The sequence below is a fragment of the Rhabdothermus arcticus genome (genome assembly GCF_055382915.1).
Window position 1 is genome coordinate 1840271 of record NZ_AP043808.1, and the last position, 13837, is coordinate 1854107.

At 69.8% G+C, this 13837-nt stretch carries 17 protein-coding genes; 13 read left to right on the forward strand and 4 right to left on the reverse strand.

Annotated features, from left to right (window positions below; all coding sequences use genetic code 11):
• Positions 1-2 precede the first annotated feature (2 nt).
• Complete coding sequence (locus tag ACZ48Y_RS09650; protein ID WP_464740777.1) at positions 3-1028, reverse strand: GGDEF domain-containing protein; 1026 nt, start codon at positions 1026-1028, stop codon at positions 3-5.
• Between the two features lie 61 nt (positions 1029-1089).
• Between ACZ48Y_RS09650 and crcB the strand changes: the two genes are divergently transcribed.
• From crcB to ACZ48Y_RS09670, 4 genes are read left to right on the forward strand one after another with little or no spacing between them, the layout of a single operon-like run.
• On the forward strand, positions 1090-1458 hold the full coding sequence (gene crcB / locus ACZ48Y_RS09655; RefSeq protein WP_464740779.1) for a fluoride efflux transporter CrcB: 369 nt from the start codon (positions 1090-1092) through the stop codon (positions 1456-1458).
• Between the two features lie 2 nt (positions 1459-1460).
• Positions 1461-1799, forward strand: a complete 339-nt coding sequence (locus ACZ48Y_RS09660) for a DUF190 domain-containing protein (RefSeq protein ID WP_464740781.1) — start codon at positions 1461-1463, stop codon at positions 1797-1799.
• A 2-nt stretch (positions 1800-1801) separates the two neighbouring features.
• Positions 1802-2356 carry a molybdopterin-dependent oxidoreductase gene (locus ACZ48Y_RS09665; protein ID WP_464740783.1) on the forward strand — a complete coding sequence of 185 codons (555 nt, stop codon included), beginning with the start codon at positions 1802-1804 and terminating at the stop codon, positions 2354-2356.
• Between the two features lies 1 nt (position 2357).
• A complete protein-coding gene (locus ACZ48Y_RS09670; protein ID WP_464740785.1) occupies positions 2358-3230 on the forward strand; it encodes a complex I NDUFA9 subunit family protein in 873 nt (290 codons plus the stop codon).
• Positions 3231-3291: 61 nt separating this feature from the next.
• Here the strand turns inward: ACZ48Y_RS09670 and alr are convergent, their stop codons facing one another.
• A complete protein-coding gene (gene alr / locus ACZ48Y_RS09675; protein ID WP_464740787.1) occupies positions 3292-4362 on the reverse strand; it encodes an alanine racemase in 1071 nt (356 codons plus the stop codon).
• A 155-nt stretch (positions 4363-4517) separates the two neighbouring features.
• Between alr and ACZ48Y_RS09680 the strand changes: the two genes are divergently transcribed.
• Genes ACZ48Y_RS09680 through plsY form a run of 6 tightly spaced genes read left to right on the forward strand, consistent with a single transcriptional unit; the run spans position 4518 to position 8559 of the window.
• Positions 4518-5072, forward strand: a complete 555-nt coding sequence (locus tag ACZ48Y_RS09680) for a cob(I)yrinic acid a,c-diamide adenosyltransferase (RefSeq protein WP_464740789.1) — start codon at positions 4518-4520, stop codon at positions 5070-5072.
• 5 nt (positions 5073-5077) lie between these two features.
• The gene (locus ACZ48Y_RS09685; RefSeq protein WP_464742906.1) at positions 5078-5371 is read left to right on the forward strand and encodes a hypothetical protein; all 294 of its coding nucleotides are present in this window, start codon (positions 5078-5080) and stop codon (positions 5369-5371) included.
• Between the two features lie 11 nt (positions 5372-5382).
• Positions 5383-6372, forward strand: a complete 990-nt coding sequence (locus ACZ48Y_RS09690) for an ABC transporter ATP-binding protein (RefSeq protein WP_464740791.1) — start codon at positions 5383-5385, stop codon at positions 6370-6372.
• A complete protein-coding gene (locus ACZ48Y_RS09695; RefSeq protein ID WP_464740793.1) occupies positions 6365-7147 on the forward strand; it encodes an ABC transporter permease in 783 nt (260 codons plus the stop codon). The genes ACZ48Y_RS09690 and ACZ48Y_RS09695 overlap by 8 nt, the downstream gene beginning before the upstream one ends.
• The gene (locus ACZ48Y_RS09700; RefSeq protein ID WP_464740795.1) at positions 7147-7917 is read left to right on the forward strand and encodes an ABC transporter permease; all 771 of its coding nucleotides are present in this window, start codon (positions 7147-7149) and stop codon (positions 7915-7917) included. The genes ACZ48Y_RS09695 and ACZ48Y_RS09700 overlap by 1 nt, the downstream gene beginning before the upstream one ends.
• An 18-nt stretch (positions 7918-7935) precedes the next feature.
• The gene (gene plsY / locus ACZ48Y_RS09705) at positions 7936-8559 is read left to right on the forward strand and encodes a glycerol-3-phosphate 1-O-acyltransferase PlsY (protein ID WP_464740797.1); all 624 of its coding nucleotides are present in this window, start codon (positions 7936-7938) and stop codon (positions 8557-8559) included.
• On the opposite strand, the gene ACZ48Y_RS09710 is transcribed toward plsY, so the two are convergent.
• Together ACZ48Y_RS09710 and ACZ48Y_RS09715 are read right to left on the reverse strand one after the other, a co-directional pair.
• Entirely contained in the window at positions 8531-10219 is a 1689-nt protein-coding gene (locus ACZ48Y_RS09710; RefSeq protein WP_464740799.1) for an MDR family MFS transporter, read from the reverse strand. The two genes, plsY and ACZ48Y_RS09710, sit on opposite strands and share 29 nt — an antisense overlap.
• Entirely contained in the window at positions 10216-10620 is a 405-nt protein-coding gene (locus tag ACZ48Y_RS09715) for a MarR family winged helix-turn-helix transcriptional regulator (RefSeq protein WP_464740801.1), read from the reverse strand. Before ACZ48Y_RS09715 ends, ACZ48Y_RS09710 begins: the two co-directional genes overlap by 4 nt.
• 88 nt (positions 10621-10708) lie before the next feature.
• Between ACZ48Y_RS09715 and argF the strand changes: the two genes are divergently transcribed.
• Genes argF through argJ form a run of 3 tightly spaced genes read left to right on the forward strand, consistent with a single transcriptional unit; the run spans position 10709 to position 13789 of the window.
• Positions 10709-11590 carry an ornithine carbamoyltransferase gene (gene argF, locus ACZ48Y_RS09720; protein ID WP_464740803.1) on the forward strand — a complete coding sequence of 294 codons (882 nt, stop codon included), beginning with the start codon at positions 10709-10711 and terminating at the stop codon, positions 11588-11590.
• Positions 11584-12636 (forward strand): N-acetyl-gamma-glutamyl-phosphate reductase, encoded by a 1053-nt coding sequence (argC, locus tag ACZ48Y_RS09725; protein ID WP_464740805.1) that lies wholly within the window; start codon positions 11584-11586, stop codon positions 12634-12636. The genes argF and argC overlap by 7 nt, the downstream gene beginning before the upstream one ends.
• 10 nt (positions 12637-12646) lie before the next feature.
• Positions 12647-13789 (forward strand): bifunctional glutamate N-acetyltransferase/amino-acid acetyltransferase ArgJ, encoded by a 1143-nt coding sequence (gene argJ, locus ACZ48Y_RS09730; RefSeq protein WP_464740807.1) that lies wholly within the window; start codon positions 12647-12649, stop codon positions 13787-13789.
• Positions 13790-13837: the final 48 nt, after the last annotated feature.

Here is a 13837-nt window from a genome sequence, read left to right on the forward strand (position 1 = left end):
GCTTAGCCCGCCCGGGCCAGGGCCACCCGGTTGCCCCCGGCGGCCTTGGCCTGGTAGAGCCGGGCGTCCACCCGGGCCAAAAACTCGCTCGCGGTCTCGCCGGAGAGCAGCTGGCCGAGGCCGATGCTCAGGGTGACCCCTGAGAGCCTGTGCCTGGCCTCGGCGACCTCGCGACGCAGCCGTTCGGCGATCGCCAGGGCTTCGCGCAGCGAGCCGCCGAAGAGCAAAAGCGCGAACTCGTCGCCGCCGATCCGGGCCAGGAGGTCTCCCTCGCGAACGTGCGTTTTGAAGATCGCCGCCAGCGCCTTTAGGACTTCGTCCCCGCGCGCGTGACCGTGGCGGTCGTTGACGCGTTTGAAGCCGTCGAGATCGATGAGCAAAAGGTGGGGAGCGGGGCGGTTCCGGGGACCGTGGGCGAGCTCGGTCGCGAGCACCTCGAAGAAACGGCGCCGGTTGGCCAGCTGGGTCAGGGGATCGGTCCGGGCCTCGTCCTCGGCGACCTCGGAGCGGTCGGCCTTCTCCCTGAGGGCGAAGAGCAGGGTGGAGAGGGCGAACATCCCCGCTTCGGAGAGGCTCCATTGCACGAAGGCGCTGACGTCGCCGAGTCGCAGCCCGTAGGTCCGGCTGCCCAGGGCGAAGCCCACCAGCGAGGTGAGCATTAGGAGGAAGAAGTAGCGATACCCGAAGCGCTTGGCCTGCTGGGGAGGAAGGATCACGTAGGCGGTGGGGAAGAGGAGCGGGGCCCAGAGGAGCGACGGCCAGAGGCCGAGGGGGAGATGGTAGCTGCCCAAATACACGGTAAACAGCAGGAAGGCCTCCGCGCTCCTCAGGGCCAGCAGGTCCAGATGGCGCCCGGGGCGGCCAAACGCCCCGAGCCCGAAGAACCAGACGCTGGCGGCGAGCAGGGCGTAGTCCTCGAGCGCCCGGCCGTTCGTGGCGGCAAAGCCCACCGCCGCGGCCAGCGCGAGGATCAGGAAGACCGCCCTCAAGACGCGGCCGTGTTGCCGCTCGCTCCAGGGTCTGCCCATAAATAAGGCATTTTATCGGTTTAAAGGGGGTGCGTTGCCGTGAAGCGGTAGGCTTTGGGGCGTGAAGGCTTACCTGTACGTCGCCCTTGGGGGCTCGGTGGGGGCGGTGCTGCGCTACGCGGCCGCCGGCTGGGTGCAGGAGCGGTTGGGGGGACTCTTTCCCTGGGGCACGCTGGCCGTGAACCTGGTCGGCAGCTTCCTCCTCGGCTGGTTCTACGAGACCGCGCTGCGCACCCTGGTGTCCCCGGAGCTGCGCCTCTTCTTCGCGGTGGGGCTGCTGGGGGCGTTCACCACTTTCTCCACGTTGAGCTACGAGGCGCTGGGGTTCGTGCGCGAGGGGGCGCTGGGGCTGGCGCTGCTCTATGCTTTGGGCTCGCTTATCCTGGGGATCGGCGCGGCGTTCTTGGGCGTGGTCCTGGCAGGGAGGTAGCGATGGGGCTGAGGGGCGAGGCAAAGCTTTTGCGCATCTTCATCGGTGAGTCGGACCGGCACAAGGGTCGGCCGCTCTTCGAGGTCATCGTGGAGCGGGCGCGGGCGCGGGGCCTGGCTGGGGCCACCGTCTTTCGGGGCCTGATGGGGTTTGGTGGGCACTCGCGGATCCACACCGCGCGGGTGCTCCGGCTCTCCGAGGACCTGCCGATGATGATCGAGATCGTGGACACCCAGGAGAAGATCGAGGCCTTTTTGCCCGAGCTCGACGCGTTGATCGAGGAGGGGCTGGTGACCCTGGAGCGGGTCGAGGTCGTCTGGTACCGCCGGGGGGAGGCCTAGCCGTGCCGCTTCCTCCGGGCCAGGTGCGGGCCAAGAAGTTCCCCGTCTTCACCGTGGTGCCCCCGGCGGGACTGCCGCCGGCCGAGGCCTACCGCGTCTGGGTCCGCGGGCGGGTGAAGACCCCGCTTTCGCTCTCCCTGGCCGAGCTCGAGGCCGCCTCCCCGGCCGTGGTGATGCACGACTTCCACTGCGTCACCGGCTGGACCCGGGAGGGGGTGACCTGGGAAGGGGTGCCGCTTTTCGCGGTGCTCGAGCGCGCTGGCCTCCTGCCCGAGGCGAGCTGGCTGATGGCCTTCGCCTACGGCGCCTACACCGCGGTGATGCCCCTGGAGGAGGCCCTCAAGCCAGACGTGCTCCTCGCTACCCGGCTAAACGGCCGCCCCCTGCCCGCCCCCTACGGCGGGCCGCTGCGCCTCGTCGTCCCCCACCTCTACGGCTGGAAGAGCGTGAAGTGGCTGATGGGGATCAAGCTCCTTGACCGCTACGCGCCCGGTTACTGGGAGGCCCGGGGCTACCACCCCAGGGGGGACCCCTGGAAGGAGGAGCGCTTCGGCTAGGATGCGGGTCTTGCTGGTCGGCGGAAGCGGGTTCTTGGGCACCCACGTGGCCCGGGCGTTGCTCCGGGAGGGGCACGGGGTGTCCGCGCTTGCCCGCCGGGGGAAGGGGCCGCTAAGCGAGGTGCGCTACCTGAAGGGGGACGCTGCCCGGGGCCAGGGGCTATCCGCGCTCGCCGGGGCCGACGCGGTGGTCTACCTCGCCGGGATCATCCGGGAGGGCGAGCAGACCTTCGACGCGGTCCACGATCAGGGCGTCGCCCACGTGGTGGCGGCGATGCAGGCCCACGGCGTGCGGCGCCTCGTGCACGTCTCCGCCCTGGGCGCGGAGCCCATGGCGAAGAGCCGCTACCTGAAGAGCAAGGCCGCGGGCGAGGTGCGGGTGCGGGCGAGCGGCCTCGACTGGACGATCCTCCGCCCCAGCCTGATCTTCGGCGAGGGAGACGCTTTCTTCGGCGGGGTGCTCAAAGGGCTGGTGCGGCGGCCGCTCCCCTTCATCCCCCTGATCGGGCGCGGCGAATACTCCTTCCGGCCGGTCTGGGCCGGGGACGTGGCGCAGGCCACCCTCCAGGCGCTTTCGCGACCGCGCACCGTGGGGCGGACCTACCCCGCGGTGGGGCCCGAGGTCCTGACCTTTGCCGAGCTCGTGGTCAAGGTGCGGGACGCGCTGGGCTCGAAGAAACCCCTTTTGCTCCTGCCGGTGGCCTTCTTCGCGCTGCTTTCGCGCCTGCCCGGGGCGCCGATCACCCCGGACCAGCTCGCCATGCTCCTCGTGAGCAACACCGCGGATCCCGATGGCTTCGTCACCGACTTCGACCTTGCCTGGCGGCGGCTGGACGAGGTGCTGCCGCGGGTGCTGGGCGTTGACGGGGCATGACACCAAACGCGTCGGGCGAACGCCTGGGCCCGCCTTGTGCCCGGCCGGGCAGGGGCTTGGCTTAGCCGAGGTAGGTGCGCGGCAGCCGCGGGCTGAGGCGCGTCGCCAGCTCGTAGTTGATCGTTCCAAGCGTCCGGGCCCGGCCGGTGAGGCTGGTCTTCGGGTCGAGGTCGGCGCTCACCACCTCGATGACCGCGTCGAGGCCGGTGCCCTCGGGAACCAAGACGGTGGTCTGGTCCATGCTCACCCGGCCGACGACGGGGAGATAGTCGCCGTGGAGCCGGACGACGCCCCGGTTGGAGAGCGCACGGGGAAAGCCGTCGGCGTAGCCGAAGGGAAGGGTCGCGAGCCACTCCCCGCCCCTTGCGCGCCAGGTGCGGCCGTAGCCGACCCCGTGGCCGGGCGGGAGGCGCTTGATCAGGGTGGGTCGGGCGCGCCAGGTCAGGATCGGCCGCAGCTCGCTCTTGAGCGCCTGGTCCGGGGGCAGGCCGTAGAGGGCGATGCCGGGGCGGACGAAGTCGAGGTCAGTGCCGATGCCCGTGAGGATCGAGGCGGAGTTCGCGGCATGCAAGAGGTAGCGTTTGTTTAGCGGGCGGACCGCCGCGAGAAAGCGGGCGAGTTGGGCGCGGGTGAAGGCGGGATCTTCGTCGGCGGCCGCGAAGTGGGTGAAGAGGCCCTCGACGACGAGGCCCATCGCCTCGACTTCGGCGAGGAAGCCGGCAAGCGCGTCCGGCGCCACGCCGACCCGGCCCATCCCGGTGTCCACCTTGACGTGCACCCGGGTGCCCGGGGCCAGGGCGGCGAGGGCGCGGGCGGCCTCGAGGGTGGCGAGGCTTGGGATCAGCTTGGCCTCGAGGGCGTCCTCGGCCTCGTTTGGGTGGAGGCTTCCCAGGAGGTGGACCGGGGCCTCGATCCCTGCTGCCCGAAGCTTGGCCCCCTCACCGGTGGTGGCCACCGCGAGCCTCGCGGCGCCGAGGGCAAGGAGCGCTTTCGCCACCCCCACCGCGCCGTGGCCGTAGGCGTTGGCCTTGACCACCGCGATGATCCGGGTCCTGGGCCCGAGGTGCGATTGGAGGAGGCGCAGGTTGACCCCAAGGCGGGCGAGGTCGATCTCCAGCCAGGTGGCGCGCACGCCCTTCAGTTTAGGCCCAGGACAACTGTCCCTGGGACGCGGCCTATCCTGGGAGTAGGCCGCATTTGGGTCTAAAGGAATCCCTCCCTCCTGAGCCGTCCGCTTCCCTCCCGGGAAGCGGACGCGCTCAAGTGAAGGAGTAGACTGGACGCACGATGCCGCTGTACACGCGCACCGGGGATCAAGGCGAAACCTCGCTCTTTGGCGGCGAGCGCGTGCCCAAGCACGCGTTGAGGGTCGAGACCTACGGCGAGGTCGACGAGGCCAACAGCGCCCTGGGTCTGGCCCGAAGCCTCTGGCCGGAGGACCAGGCCGAGCTCTTGGCGATCGTGGACCGGCTGCAGCATTTGCTCTTCGAGGTGGGGGCGGACCTGGCGACGCCCGAGGGTAGCCCTGGAGAGGCCCACGTGCGGCGGCTCGAGGCCACCGTGATCGCGGAGCTGGAGGCCACGATCGATGCCCTCGAGGCCGAGGCGCCCCCGCTCAAGCACTTCGTCCTCCCTGGCGGCCACCCCGCGGCGGCCGCGCTGCAGCTTGCGCGCGCGGTGGTACGCCGGGCGGAGCGAAGGGTCGTGGCCCTTGCCAGCGCCGAGCCCGTGAACCCGGTGGTGCCCAAGGTGCTCAACCGCCTCTCCGATCTGCTCTTCGCCCTGGCCCGGGTCCTGAACCACCGGCTCGGCGTCGCGGAGCCGGTCTGGAGGCCGCGTTGAAGCGGGTGGTTCGCACCTTCTGGGTGCGTCCGCAGCGACCCGGCGAGCGCTTGCCCCTGGCGGGGCCGCGGATGCGGGCGGTCTTCGAAGCCTTTTTGGACTACTTCCCGGAGTACCGCGGCTGCCTTCACTTCTCCCAATCCCCCCGAAACCCCCGCTTCCTCTTCGTCTACGTCTGGGGCTGCCGGGGGCTCTTGCCCCGTGCCGCGGGCCACCTCGAGCGCCTCCTGCGGGCGGCCTTTCCCCAGGGCGAGGTTCGGGCTTACGGCCCGCCGTTTCGCGAACGCTCCGAAGGCTGACGCAAAAGGGGGTGGCCTTGACGGGCGCGGTGGTCGCGGAAGACCTCTCGAAGACCTACCTGGTGGCCGAGAAGGACCCCGGGTTTCGGGGCACGCTGCGCCACTTCTTCCGCCGCCGCTACAAGCGGATCGAGGCCGTCAAGGGCGTGAGCTTCGTCCTTCAGCCCGGCGAGATCGTGGGGTTTTTGGGTCCCAACGGGGCGGGGAAGACCACCACCTTGAAGATGCTCACGGGCCTCGTCTACCCCACCTCGGGCCGGGCCCGGGTGCTGGGGTTCGTGCCCCAGGCGCGGCGGCCCGAGTTCCTGAAGCAGATCACCCTGGTCATGGGCAACAAGGCCCAGCTGCTCTGGGACCTGCCGGTCCTCGACACCCTGCGGATCAACGCCGCGGTCTACGAGATCCCCGAGGCCATCTACCGCGAGCGGGTCAAGCGCTTTTCCAGGCTCTTGGAGATCGAGGCGGTCCTGACCCAGCCGGTGCGCAAGCTCTCGTTGGGCGAGCGCATGAAGGCCGAGCTGATGGCCGCGCTCTTACACCACCCCCGGGTGCTCTTCTTGGATGAGCCGACATTGGGGCTCGACGTCAACGCCCAGGCCGCGGTGCGCGCCTTCGTGCGGCGCTACGCGCAAGCGGAGGCCACGGTGCTCCTCACCAGCCACTACATGGCGGACATCGAGGCCCTGGCCGAACGGGTGATCCTGATCCACGAGGGGACGTTGCGTTTCGACGGTGCCCTCAAGGACCTCGTCGCGCGCTTTGCCCCGTACAAGGAGGTGCGGATCAAGCTCGCGGCCCCCGCCGACCCCGGAGCGTTTCGCCGTTTTGGGGAGGTGGTGGCCGTCGAGGGGCGGGCGGCGCGGCTTTTGGTGGAGAAGACCCGGGTCACCGAGGTGGTGGCGAGGATCCTTGCCACCCTCGCGGTGCGCGACTTGAGCGTCGACGAGCCGCCGCTTGAGGACGTGATCGGCCGTGTCTTTCGGGAGGGGCGGGTTGCTTAGGAAGGTCCGGACGTTCCTCGCCGTCTACCACGCCCACATGACCGTCTACCGGGGGGAGATCCTCTTCTGGCTGCTCTCTGGGCTGGCCCCCTTCTTCTTCATGGCGATCTGGGTCGCCGCCGCTCGAGAGGGGTTGACCGAGCGCGACCCGCTGGCCTTCGCCCGCTACTTCTTCTTCGTCTTCGTGGCCCGCCAGCTGCAGGTGGCCTGGGTCACCTGGACGCTCTCGGAGGAGATCAAGAACGGCCGCTTTAGCTTCAAGCTGCTCCAGCCGATCGACCCCCTCTGGCACTACCTGGCCCAGCACGTCGCCGAGCGCGGGGTGCGGCTGCCGATGATCGCGGTGCTCTTCGGGGCGTTCTGGCTGCTCTATCCGGGGGCGCTGGTTTGGCCCGGCTGGGGGCGGGTGTTCTTCGGCCTGCTCGCCGCGACCCTCGGCTTTTTGCTCAACTTCTTCGTCGGCTACGCGTTGGGGCTCTTGGCCCTCTGGCTCGAGGAGGCGACCGACCTCTACGAGGTTTGGTACGTCTTCTTCATGCTCTTTTCCGGCTACCTCGCGCCTTTGGACCTCTATCCCGAAGCGGTGCGGCAGCTCCTCTTTTACACGCCCTTTCCCTACCTCACCTACCTTCCGGCGATGCTCTGGGCCGGGGCCCCTTTTCCCCGGGTGGGCGAGGCGCTTTTGGTGCTTCTGGCCTGGACGCTCCTCGCCCACCTCCTCGCACGGGGGCTTTGGCGGGCGGGGCTTAAGCGCTTTTCCGCGATGGGGGCGTGATGCGCTATTTGCGCCTTTTCGTGATCTTCTTTCAGACCGCGCTCTCGGCGCGGATGGAGTACCGGGCGAACTTCTTGGTCGCCTCCTTGATCGTGGTGCTCGAGTCCCTGGGGATGCTCTTTGGGCTCTTCCTCTTCTACCAAAACGGCTACGACCTCGGCGGCTGGCGCTGGCAGGAGGCGCTCTTGGTCATGGCTTCGGCGCGAATCCTGGAGGGGGTCTACGCCTCCTGGCTCGCGCCGAACCTGCAGCGTATCTCGGATCGGGTCCAGCAGGGCACCCTGGACTTCGTCCTCCTGAAGCCGGTGGACAGCCAGTTCTGGGTCAGCGTCGAGGACGTCGCGATCTGGGGGCTGCCCTCGATCCTGGTGGGCGCGGCGATGGCGGCCTTCGTCGCCGGAGCGGTGGGGCTCTCCTGGGCCTATTACCTGGCTGCGCTGGTCGCCGCCATTCTGCTCTTTTACGCGCTGGCCTTCCTGTTCGCCACCACCACGATCTGGTTCGTCAAGCTCTACAACGTGGTCAACTTCCTGGGCACGGTGCTCTGGAATGCCCAGTATCCGACCAGCGCCTTCGACCGGCCCTTTCGCCTCTTCATGACCTACGTCCTGCCGGTCTACTTCATGACCACCGTCCCCGCCGAGGTGGCCTTGGGACGGCGGGGGCCGGAGGGGCTGTTGGCGGTGGCGGGCCTCGCCCTCGTCCTCAACCTTGCCTCGCGGGCGTTCTGGCGCTACGCCCTCAGGTGGTACGGCTCGGCGTCGAGCTGAGGGTAAAATCGCCCCGGCATGACCTACGACGCCGCCACGTTGCTGACGCTCCTCCTGGCCTTTTTGTTTGGCTCGATCCCCGCCGGCGTCGTCGTCGCGCGGCTCTACGGTGTCGACATCCAAAAGGTGGGTTCGGGGAACATCGGGGCCACCAACGTGCTGCGCACCCTGGGCTGGTTGCCAGGGCTCTTCGTCTTCCTCTTCGACGCGTTCAAGGGGGGCATCGCGGTTTGGATCGCCCGCGTCCTTGGGCTGGAGGGGGCGCTCTTGGGGGGCGTGGCCTTTGCCGCGGTCCTCGGCCACGTCTTCTCGCCCTGGCTGCGCTTTAAAGGGGGCAAGGGCGTGGCCACCGGCTTCGGCACCCTGGTCTTCCTCGATCCTTGGCTCGCCCTCTACGCGGTGCCGGTGGGGCTCGTCGCCCTCCTCCTCACCCGCTACGTTTCGCTGGGCAGCCTGGTGGGGGCGGCGGCCGCGGTGGACCTGGCCTTCGCGCTCGTGCGGCCGGAGTGGGAACGGGGGACGTTGTTCCTGCTCGCCCTTTTGATCTACTTCACCCACCGCGAGAACATCCGTCGGCTCTGGCGGGGGGAGGAGCGACGGCTCGGGGAGCGGGTCACACCGCCACCGCCGCCTCCCGCTTGAGTTCGGCGTCGGGGATGAGGAGCGTCGCCAGGAGGGCAAAGAGCACGAAGAGGGCCCCGTAGAAGTAGACCTGCTTGATGGCCTTGACGATCGCCTCGTCGAGGGCACGCTCCATCTCGCGCTTCATGGCCTCGACCTGGGCCTTGAGGCGGGCCTCAACCGCCTCGAGGATCTGCGCCTTCAGTGCCGGGGGCACCGGCCGGCCCAGCATCCGCTTCATCTCCTCGGGGAAGAGGGGGCTTTGCTCGAGCGCCGCGATCGCCTGGGGGTCGCCGTCGAGGGCCCGGCGAACGGTCTCCAGGGTGGCGGAGACGCGCCGCTCAAAGGTCGCCTCGATCGCCGCCGGGTTGCGCATCGAGACCGCCACCTCGCCGCTGCCCGGGGGCAGGTGGGCCTGGATCGCGCTGGTCAGGCTCGAGGCCAGGACCGCGCCGAGCAACGCGGTGCCCAGGGTGGAGCCGATCTGCCGGAAGAACTGCGTCGCCGAGCTCGCGGTGCCCATGCGCGCGGGCTCCACCGAGTTCTGCACGGCCAGGGTGTAGAGGGGCATCGAGGGACCGAGGCCGAGGCCCATGCTGACCATCAGCGCCAAGACGACCCAGAGCGGGGTGTCGATGGCGATCACCGCGTGCATGGCCAGGAAGTTCAACAGCAGCCAGACGTTGCCCGCGAGCATGTAGGGCTTGTAGCGCCCGCTCCGGCTCGCGAGCTGGCCGGCGCCCAGGCTGCCGACGACCGCGCCCAGGGTGAGCGGCAAGAGGGTCAGCCCGGACTGGGTGGCGCTGATCCCCTTGACCTGGATCAGGTACAGGGGCAGGAAGAACATCGCCGAGAGGAAGGCCGCGCCGAAGAAGAAGAGCGCCACCACCGCCCAGCGAAAGACCGGGTTCTGGAACAGGGTGAGGTCGAAGAGCGGCTCCGGCACGCGGGTCTCGACCCAGACGAAGAGCCCCAGACCGACCAGCGCCAGCGCGAAGAGCCCGAGCTCGACGGGGTCCGTCCAGGCGTAGGTCTGGCCGCCCCAGGAGAGCGCGAGCAAGAGGGGGACGGTCCAGAGGATCAGGGTCGCCGCGCCCCAGAGGTCGAAGCGGTGCCGGGAGGGGGGCTGGACGCTCGGCATGTAGCGCCAGATGAACCAGAGCGCGACCGCGCCTACCGGCATGTTGATGAAGAAGACCCAGCGCCAGGAGAGGTGGTCGGTGAGCCAGCCGCCGAGCCAGGGGCCGATCACGCTGGCGATGCCGAAGACCGCCCCGAACGCCCCCTGGATGCGGCCTCGCTCGCGGGGGGCGATGAGGAGGCCGATCGTGGTTACCGCCACCGCGAAGAGGGCGCCGCCGCCGATCCCCTGGAGCCCGCGGGCGGCGACCAAGGCCTCCATGCTCCCGGACAGGCCGGAGAGGGCCGAACCCAACAGGAAGATCAGCACCGCCCAGAAGAGGAGCACCTTGGACCGCACCAGATCGGCGAGGCGGCCGAAGATGGGGACTGCGATCGTCGAGGCCAGGAGGTAGCTGGTCGCGACCCAGGCGTACTTGTCGATGCCGCCGAGTTCCTCGACGATGCGCGGGAGGGCGGTGGCGACGATCGTCTGGTCCAGCGCGGCGAGGAAGATGCTAATGAAGATGCCGACCAGGGTAAGGGTGATGGTTCGGTTCATAGATGGGCCTCCAGTTTCTCCAGGAGCCAGAGCGCCGTCTTGCGCTCCTCCTCGCTGAGGGCGGCAAAGGCCTCCCGCGCAGCCGCCTCCAGGCAGCCGCGGGCGTGTCCCAGCGCTTTGCGCCCGGCCTCGGTGAGGCTGAGCTTGGTGCGGCGCCGGTCCTCGGGGTCCGGTCCGCGCAAGATCCACCCCTCGCGCTCGAGCTCCCCGAGGATCTGGCTGACCCGCGCGGGGGGTAGGCTCAGGGCCTCGGCGAGCGCCTTAGGATGGGGGTGGGCGTCGAGGTGGGCGAGGACGACCACCGCCCGCATGGGCACGCCGGTCGCTTTCAGACAGGGGCGGGCGCGCTCGAGCAGGCGGCGCTCGAGCCGCCAAAGGCGGGTGAGGAACGCGCGTTCCACGCCCCTCATTTTACCTTTAAGATTTAAATAGTTTCAAGACTTAAATAAATGCGTATGAAGTTGAGGGGCTGCGGTATAAAATCCGGCCATGCCGCCGCTCCTTTTGGACATCGACGACCTTCCCGAGCCCGTCTTCAAAGACCTCCTGGACCTGGCCGCGCGCCATAAGCGTGAGCGCCGCCCGACCCAGGTCCTCGGCGGGCAGACCTGGGCGCTCTACTTCGAAAAACCCTCGCTGCGCACCCGCAGCACGCTGGAGATCGCGGTCGCCGAGCTGGGTGGGCACCCCCTCTTTCTGGACCAGCGGCTGATCGGCGTGGGCAGCCGCGAGCCGCTGCGCGACGTGGCCCGGAACCTGGCCCGCTGGGTGGCCGGGATCGCCGCCCGAGTCAACGACCACCGCACCCTGGAGGGCTTCGCCGAGCACAGCGGCCTGCCGGTGATCAACGCCCTCTCCGACCGGGCCCATCCCCTGCAGGCCCTGGCCGATGTGCAGACCCTGCGCGAGGCCTTCGGGGACCTCGCGGGGCTGCGCCTGGCCTGGGTGGGGGATGGGAACAACGTCCTTGCCTCCCTGGCCAAGGCCTTGGCCCGGGAGGGGATGCAGGTGGTGGCCGCGATCCCCGAGGGCTACGAGCCGGCCGAGCCCCTGCCCATCGAGATCGTGCGCGACCCCGAGGAAGCGGTCGCCGGGGCGGACGCGGTCTACACCGACGTCTGGACCTCGATGGGGCAGGAGGAAGAGCGCCAAAAGCGGCTGCGCGACTTCGCGGGCTACACGGTGACCCTGGACCTCTTTGCGAAGGCCAAGCCCACCGCGATATTTATGCACTGCCTGCCCGCCCACTACGGCGAGGAGGTGGAGGCGGCGGTCGTCGATCACCCGCGCAGCCGGGTCTTCGATCAGGCGGAGAACCGCCTGCACGCGGCCAAGGCGGTGCTCACCCGGATCGCGGAGGGCGGATGGTAGACGTCGCCGTCGTCGGGGCCAGCGGCTACGGGGGCGCCGAGCTCCTGCGCGGGCTGCTCGCCCACCCCAGGGCCCGGGTGGTGGGGCTGGGCAGCCGCCGCCACGCGGGGCAGCCGGTGGGCGCGGTCTGGCCCCAGCTTGCCGGGGCCGACCTGCCCTCTTTCGCGGATCCAGAAGAGGCGGTCCGCGAGGCCGAGGCGGTCTTTCTGGCGACCCCCAACGGGGTGGCGATGACCCTGGCCCCGGCGCTCCTCGCCGCGGGCAAGCGGGTGGTGGACCTCTCCGCGGACTTTCGCCTCAGCGCCGAGCGCTACGCCCGGTGGTACGGCCAAGCGCACGCCGCGCCGGAGGTCTTGAGCACTGCGGTCTACGGGCTTTCCGAGCTGCACCGGCCGGAGATCAAGGGCGCGACCCTGGTCGCCAACCCCGGCTGCTACGTGACCGCGGTGAGCCTGGCGCTCGCGCCGCTGGTGGCCCGGGGCTGGGTGGAAGAGGTCCTGGTGGCCGCGGGGAGCGGGGTCTCGGGGGCGGGGCGGGAGGCCCAGGGGACCGCCTTCGCCGAGGTGAACGAGGACCTTCGCCCCTACAAGCCCGCCGGGACCCACCGCCACACCGTGGAGATCGAGCAGAACCTGGGGCGGGTGCGCGCCCAGGGGCGCTGGCCGACCACCTGGGGGCCGGAGGCCCCGGTGCGGGTGAGCTTCACCCCTCACCTGGTCCCGATGACCCGGGGCATCCTGGCCACCAGCTATCTGCGCCTGCCAAAGGCGGCGACGCCGGAGGACGTCGAGGCGGCCTTTCGGGCGTTCTACGCCGGGGAGCCCTTCGTGCACCTGGACCGCGCCCTGCCCCGGACCAAGGCGGTGATGGGCGCGAACCGGGTCTGGATCACGCCCCACAAGGACCCCCGCACCGGCTGGTGGGTGGTGTTCTCGGCGATCGACAACCTGGTCAAGGGGGCGGCGGGGCAGGCCTTGCAGAACTTCAACCTGATGCACGGCTTCGAGGAGGGGTTGGGGCTCGAGGCCTTCGGACGCTGGCCCTAAACTGAAGGACATGGAGCTTCCTGAAGGTTTCGAGATGGCGGCGACGCGGGCGGGGATCAAGCCCTCGGGGAACCCTGACCTGGCGGTGGCCTACGCCAGCCTGCCCCTTGGCTGGGCCTTCGTGGCCACCCAGAACCGGGCCGCCGCGCCCTGCGTCGTGCGCGGCCAGCAGCTCTTCGAAGGGGGCGGGCACCTGCGGGTGCTGGCGGTGAACGCGGGCAACGCCAACGCCGGCACCGGGCTGAAGGGGGTGGCCCACGACCTGCGCTTTGCCGAGCTCGTCGCCGAGCGCTACGGCGTGCAGCCCGAAGAGGTGCTGACCGCGAGCACCGGGGTGATCGGGGTGCCCCTGCCGGTGGAGAAGATCGCCGCCGCCCTGCCGGGGCTGGGCCTCGAGCCCCGCGCCGACGCCTTCGCCGAGGCCATCCTGACCACCGACACCCGGCCCAAGCTGGCCGAGGCCACCCTCCCCGGCGGGGCACGGGTGGTCGGGGTCGCCAAGGGCGCGGGGATGGTCCACCCCAACATGGCGACGATGTTCGCCTTTCTCTTTACCGACGCCGCGGTGGACCAGGAGGCGCTGCGTGCGGGCTGGCCGGGGATCGTCGCCGCGACCTTCAACCAGATCAGCGTGGACGGCGACACCTCGACCAACGACATGGCGGCGATCTTCGCCAGCGGTTTGAAGGGCAAGGTTTCCTTGGAGCTCTTCTGGGAAGCGGTCCACATCGTGGCCCGGGCCCTGGCCCGGCAGATCGCCGCCGACGGCGAGGGGGCGACCAAGCTGATCGAGGTCCGGGTGCGCCATGCCGCCAGCGAGGAGGACGCGCGGCGGGCGGCCCGGGCGGTGGTCTCGAGCCTTCTGGTGAAGACCGCCTTTCACGGAAACGACCCCAACTGGGGGCGGGTGCTGGCCGCGCTCGGCAACTCCGGGGCGGCGTTCGACCCGCTCCGGGTGCGCATCGAGCTCGAGGGGATCCCCACCTACGACGGCGAGCCGCTGCCCTTCGATCGCGACGAAGCGCGGAGGGCGTTGGACAAGCTCGAGGTCCGCGTCGAGGTCGACTTGAGAAACGGGGCGTTCGAAGCCCAGGCCTGGGGCCCCGACCTCAGCCCGGAGTACGTGCGCTTTAACGCCGAGTACACGACCTAAGGACATTTGATGGCGGTCTGCGCAAGTTGTGCTATCCTGGGTTCGTAA

Bases quoted from the DNA above. Each gene is read 5' to 3' on its own strand.
- ACZ48Y_RS09650 (WP_464740777.1), bottom strand. From the start codon at position 1,028: ATGGGCAGACCCTGGAGCGAGCGGCAACACGGCCGCGTCTTGAGGGCG.
- ACZ48Y_RS09660 (WP_464740781.1), top strand. From the start codon at position 1,461: ATGGGGCTGAGGGGCGAGGCAAAGCTTTTGCGCATCTTCATCGGTGAG.
- ACZ48Y_RS09670 (WP_464740785.1), top strand. From the start codon at position 2,358: ATGCGGGTCTTGCTGGTCGGCGGAAGCGGGTTCTTGGGCACCCACGTG.
- ACZ48Y_RS09680 (WP_464740789.1), top strand. From the start codon at position 4,518: ATGCCGCTGTACACGCGCACCGGGGATCAAGGCGAAACCTCGCTCTTT.
- ACZ48Y_RS09700 (WP_464740795.1), top strand. From the start codon at position 7,147: ATGCGCTATTTGCGCCTTTTCGTGATCTTCTTTCAGACCGCGCTCTCG.
- plsY (WP_464740797.1), top strand. From the start codon at position 7,936: ATGACCTACGACGCCGCCACGTTGCTGACGCTCCTCCTGGCCTTTTTG.
- ACZ48Y_RS09710 (WP_464740799.1), bottom strand. From the start codon at position 10,219: ATGAACCGAACCATCACCCTTACCCTGGTCGGCATCTTCATTAGCATC.
- argF (WP_464740803.1), top strand. From the start codon at position 10,709: ATGCCGCCGCTCCTTTTGGACATCGACGACCTTCCCGAGCCCGTCTTC.
- argC (WP_464740805.1), top strand. From the start codon at position 11,584: ATGGTAGACGTCGCCGTCGTCGGGGCCAGCGGCTACGGGGGCGCCGAG.
- argJ (WP_464740807.1), top strand. From the start codon at position 12,647: ATGGAGCTTCCTGAAGGTTTCGAGATGGCGGCGACGCGGGCGGGGATC.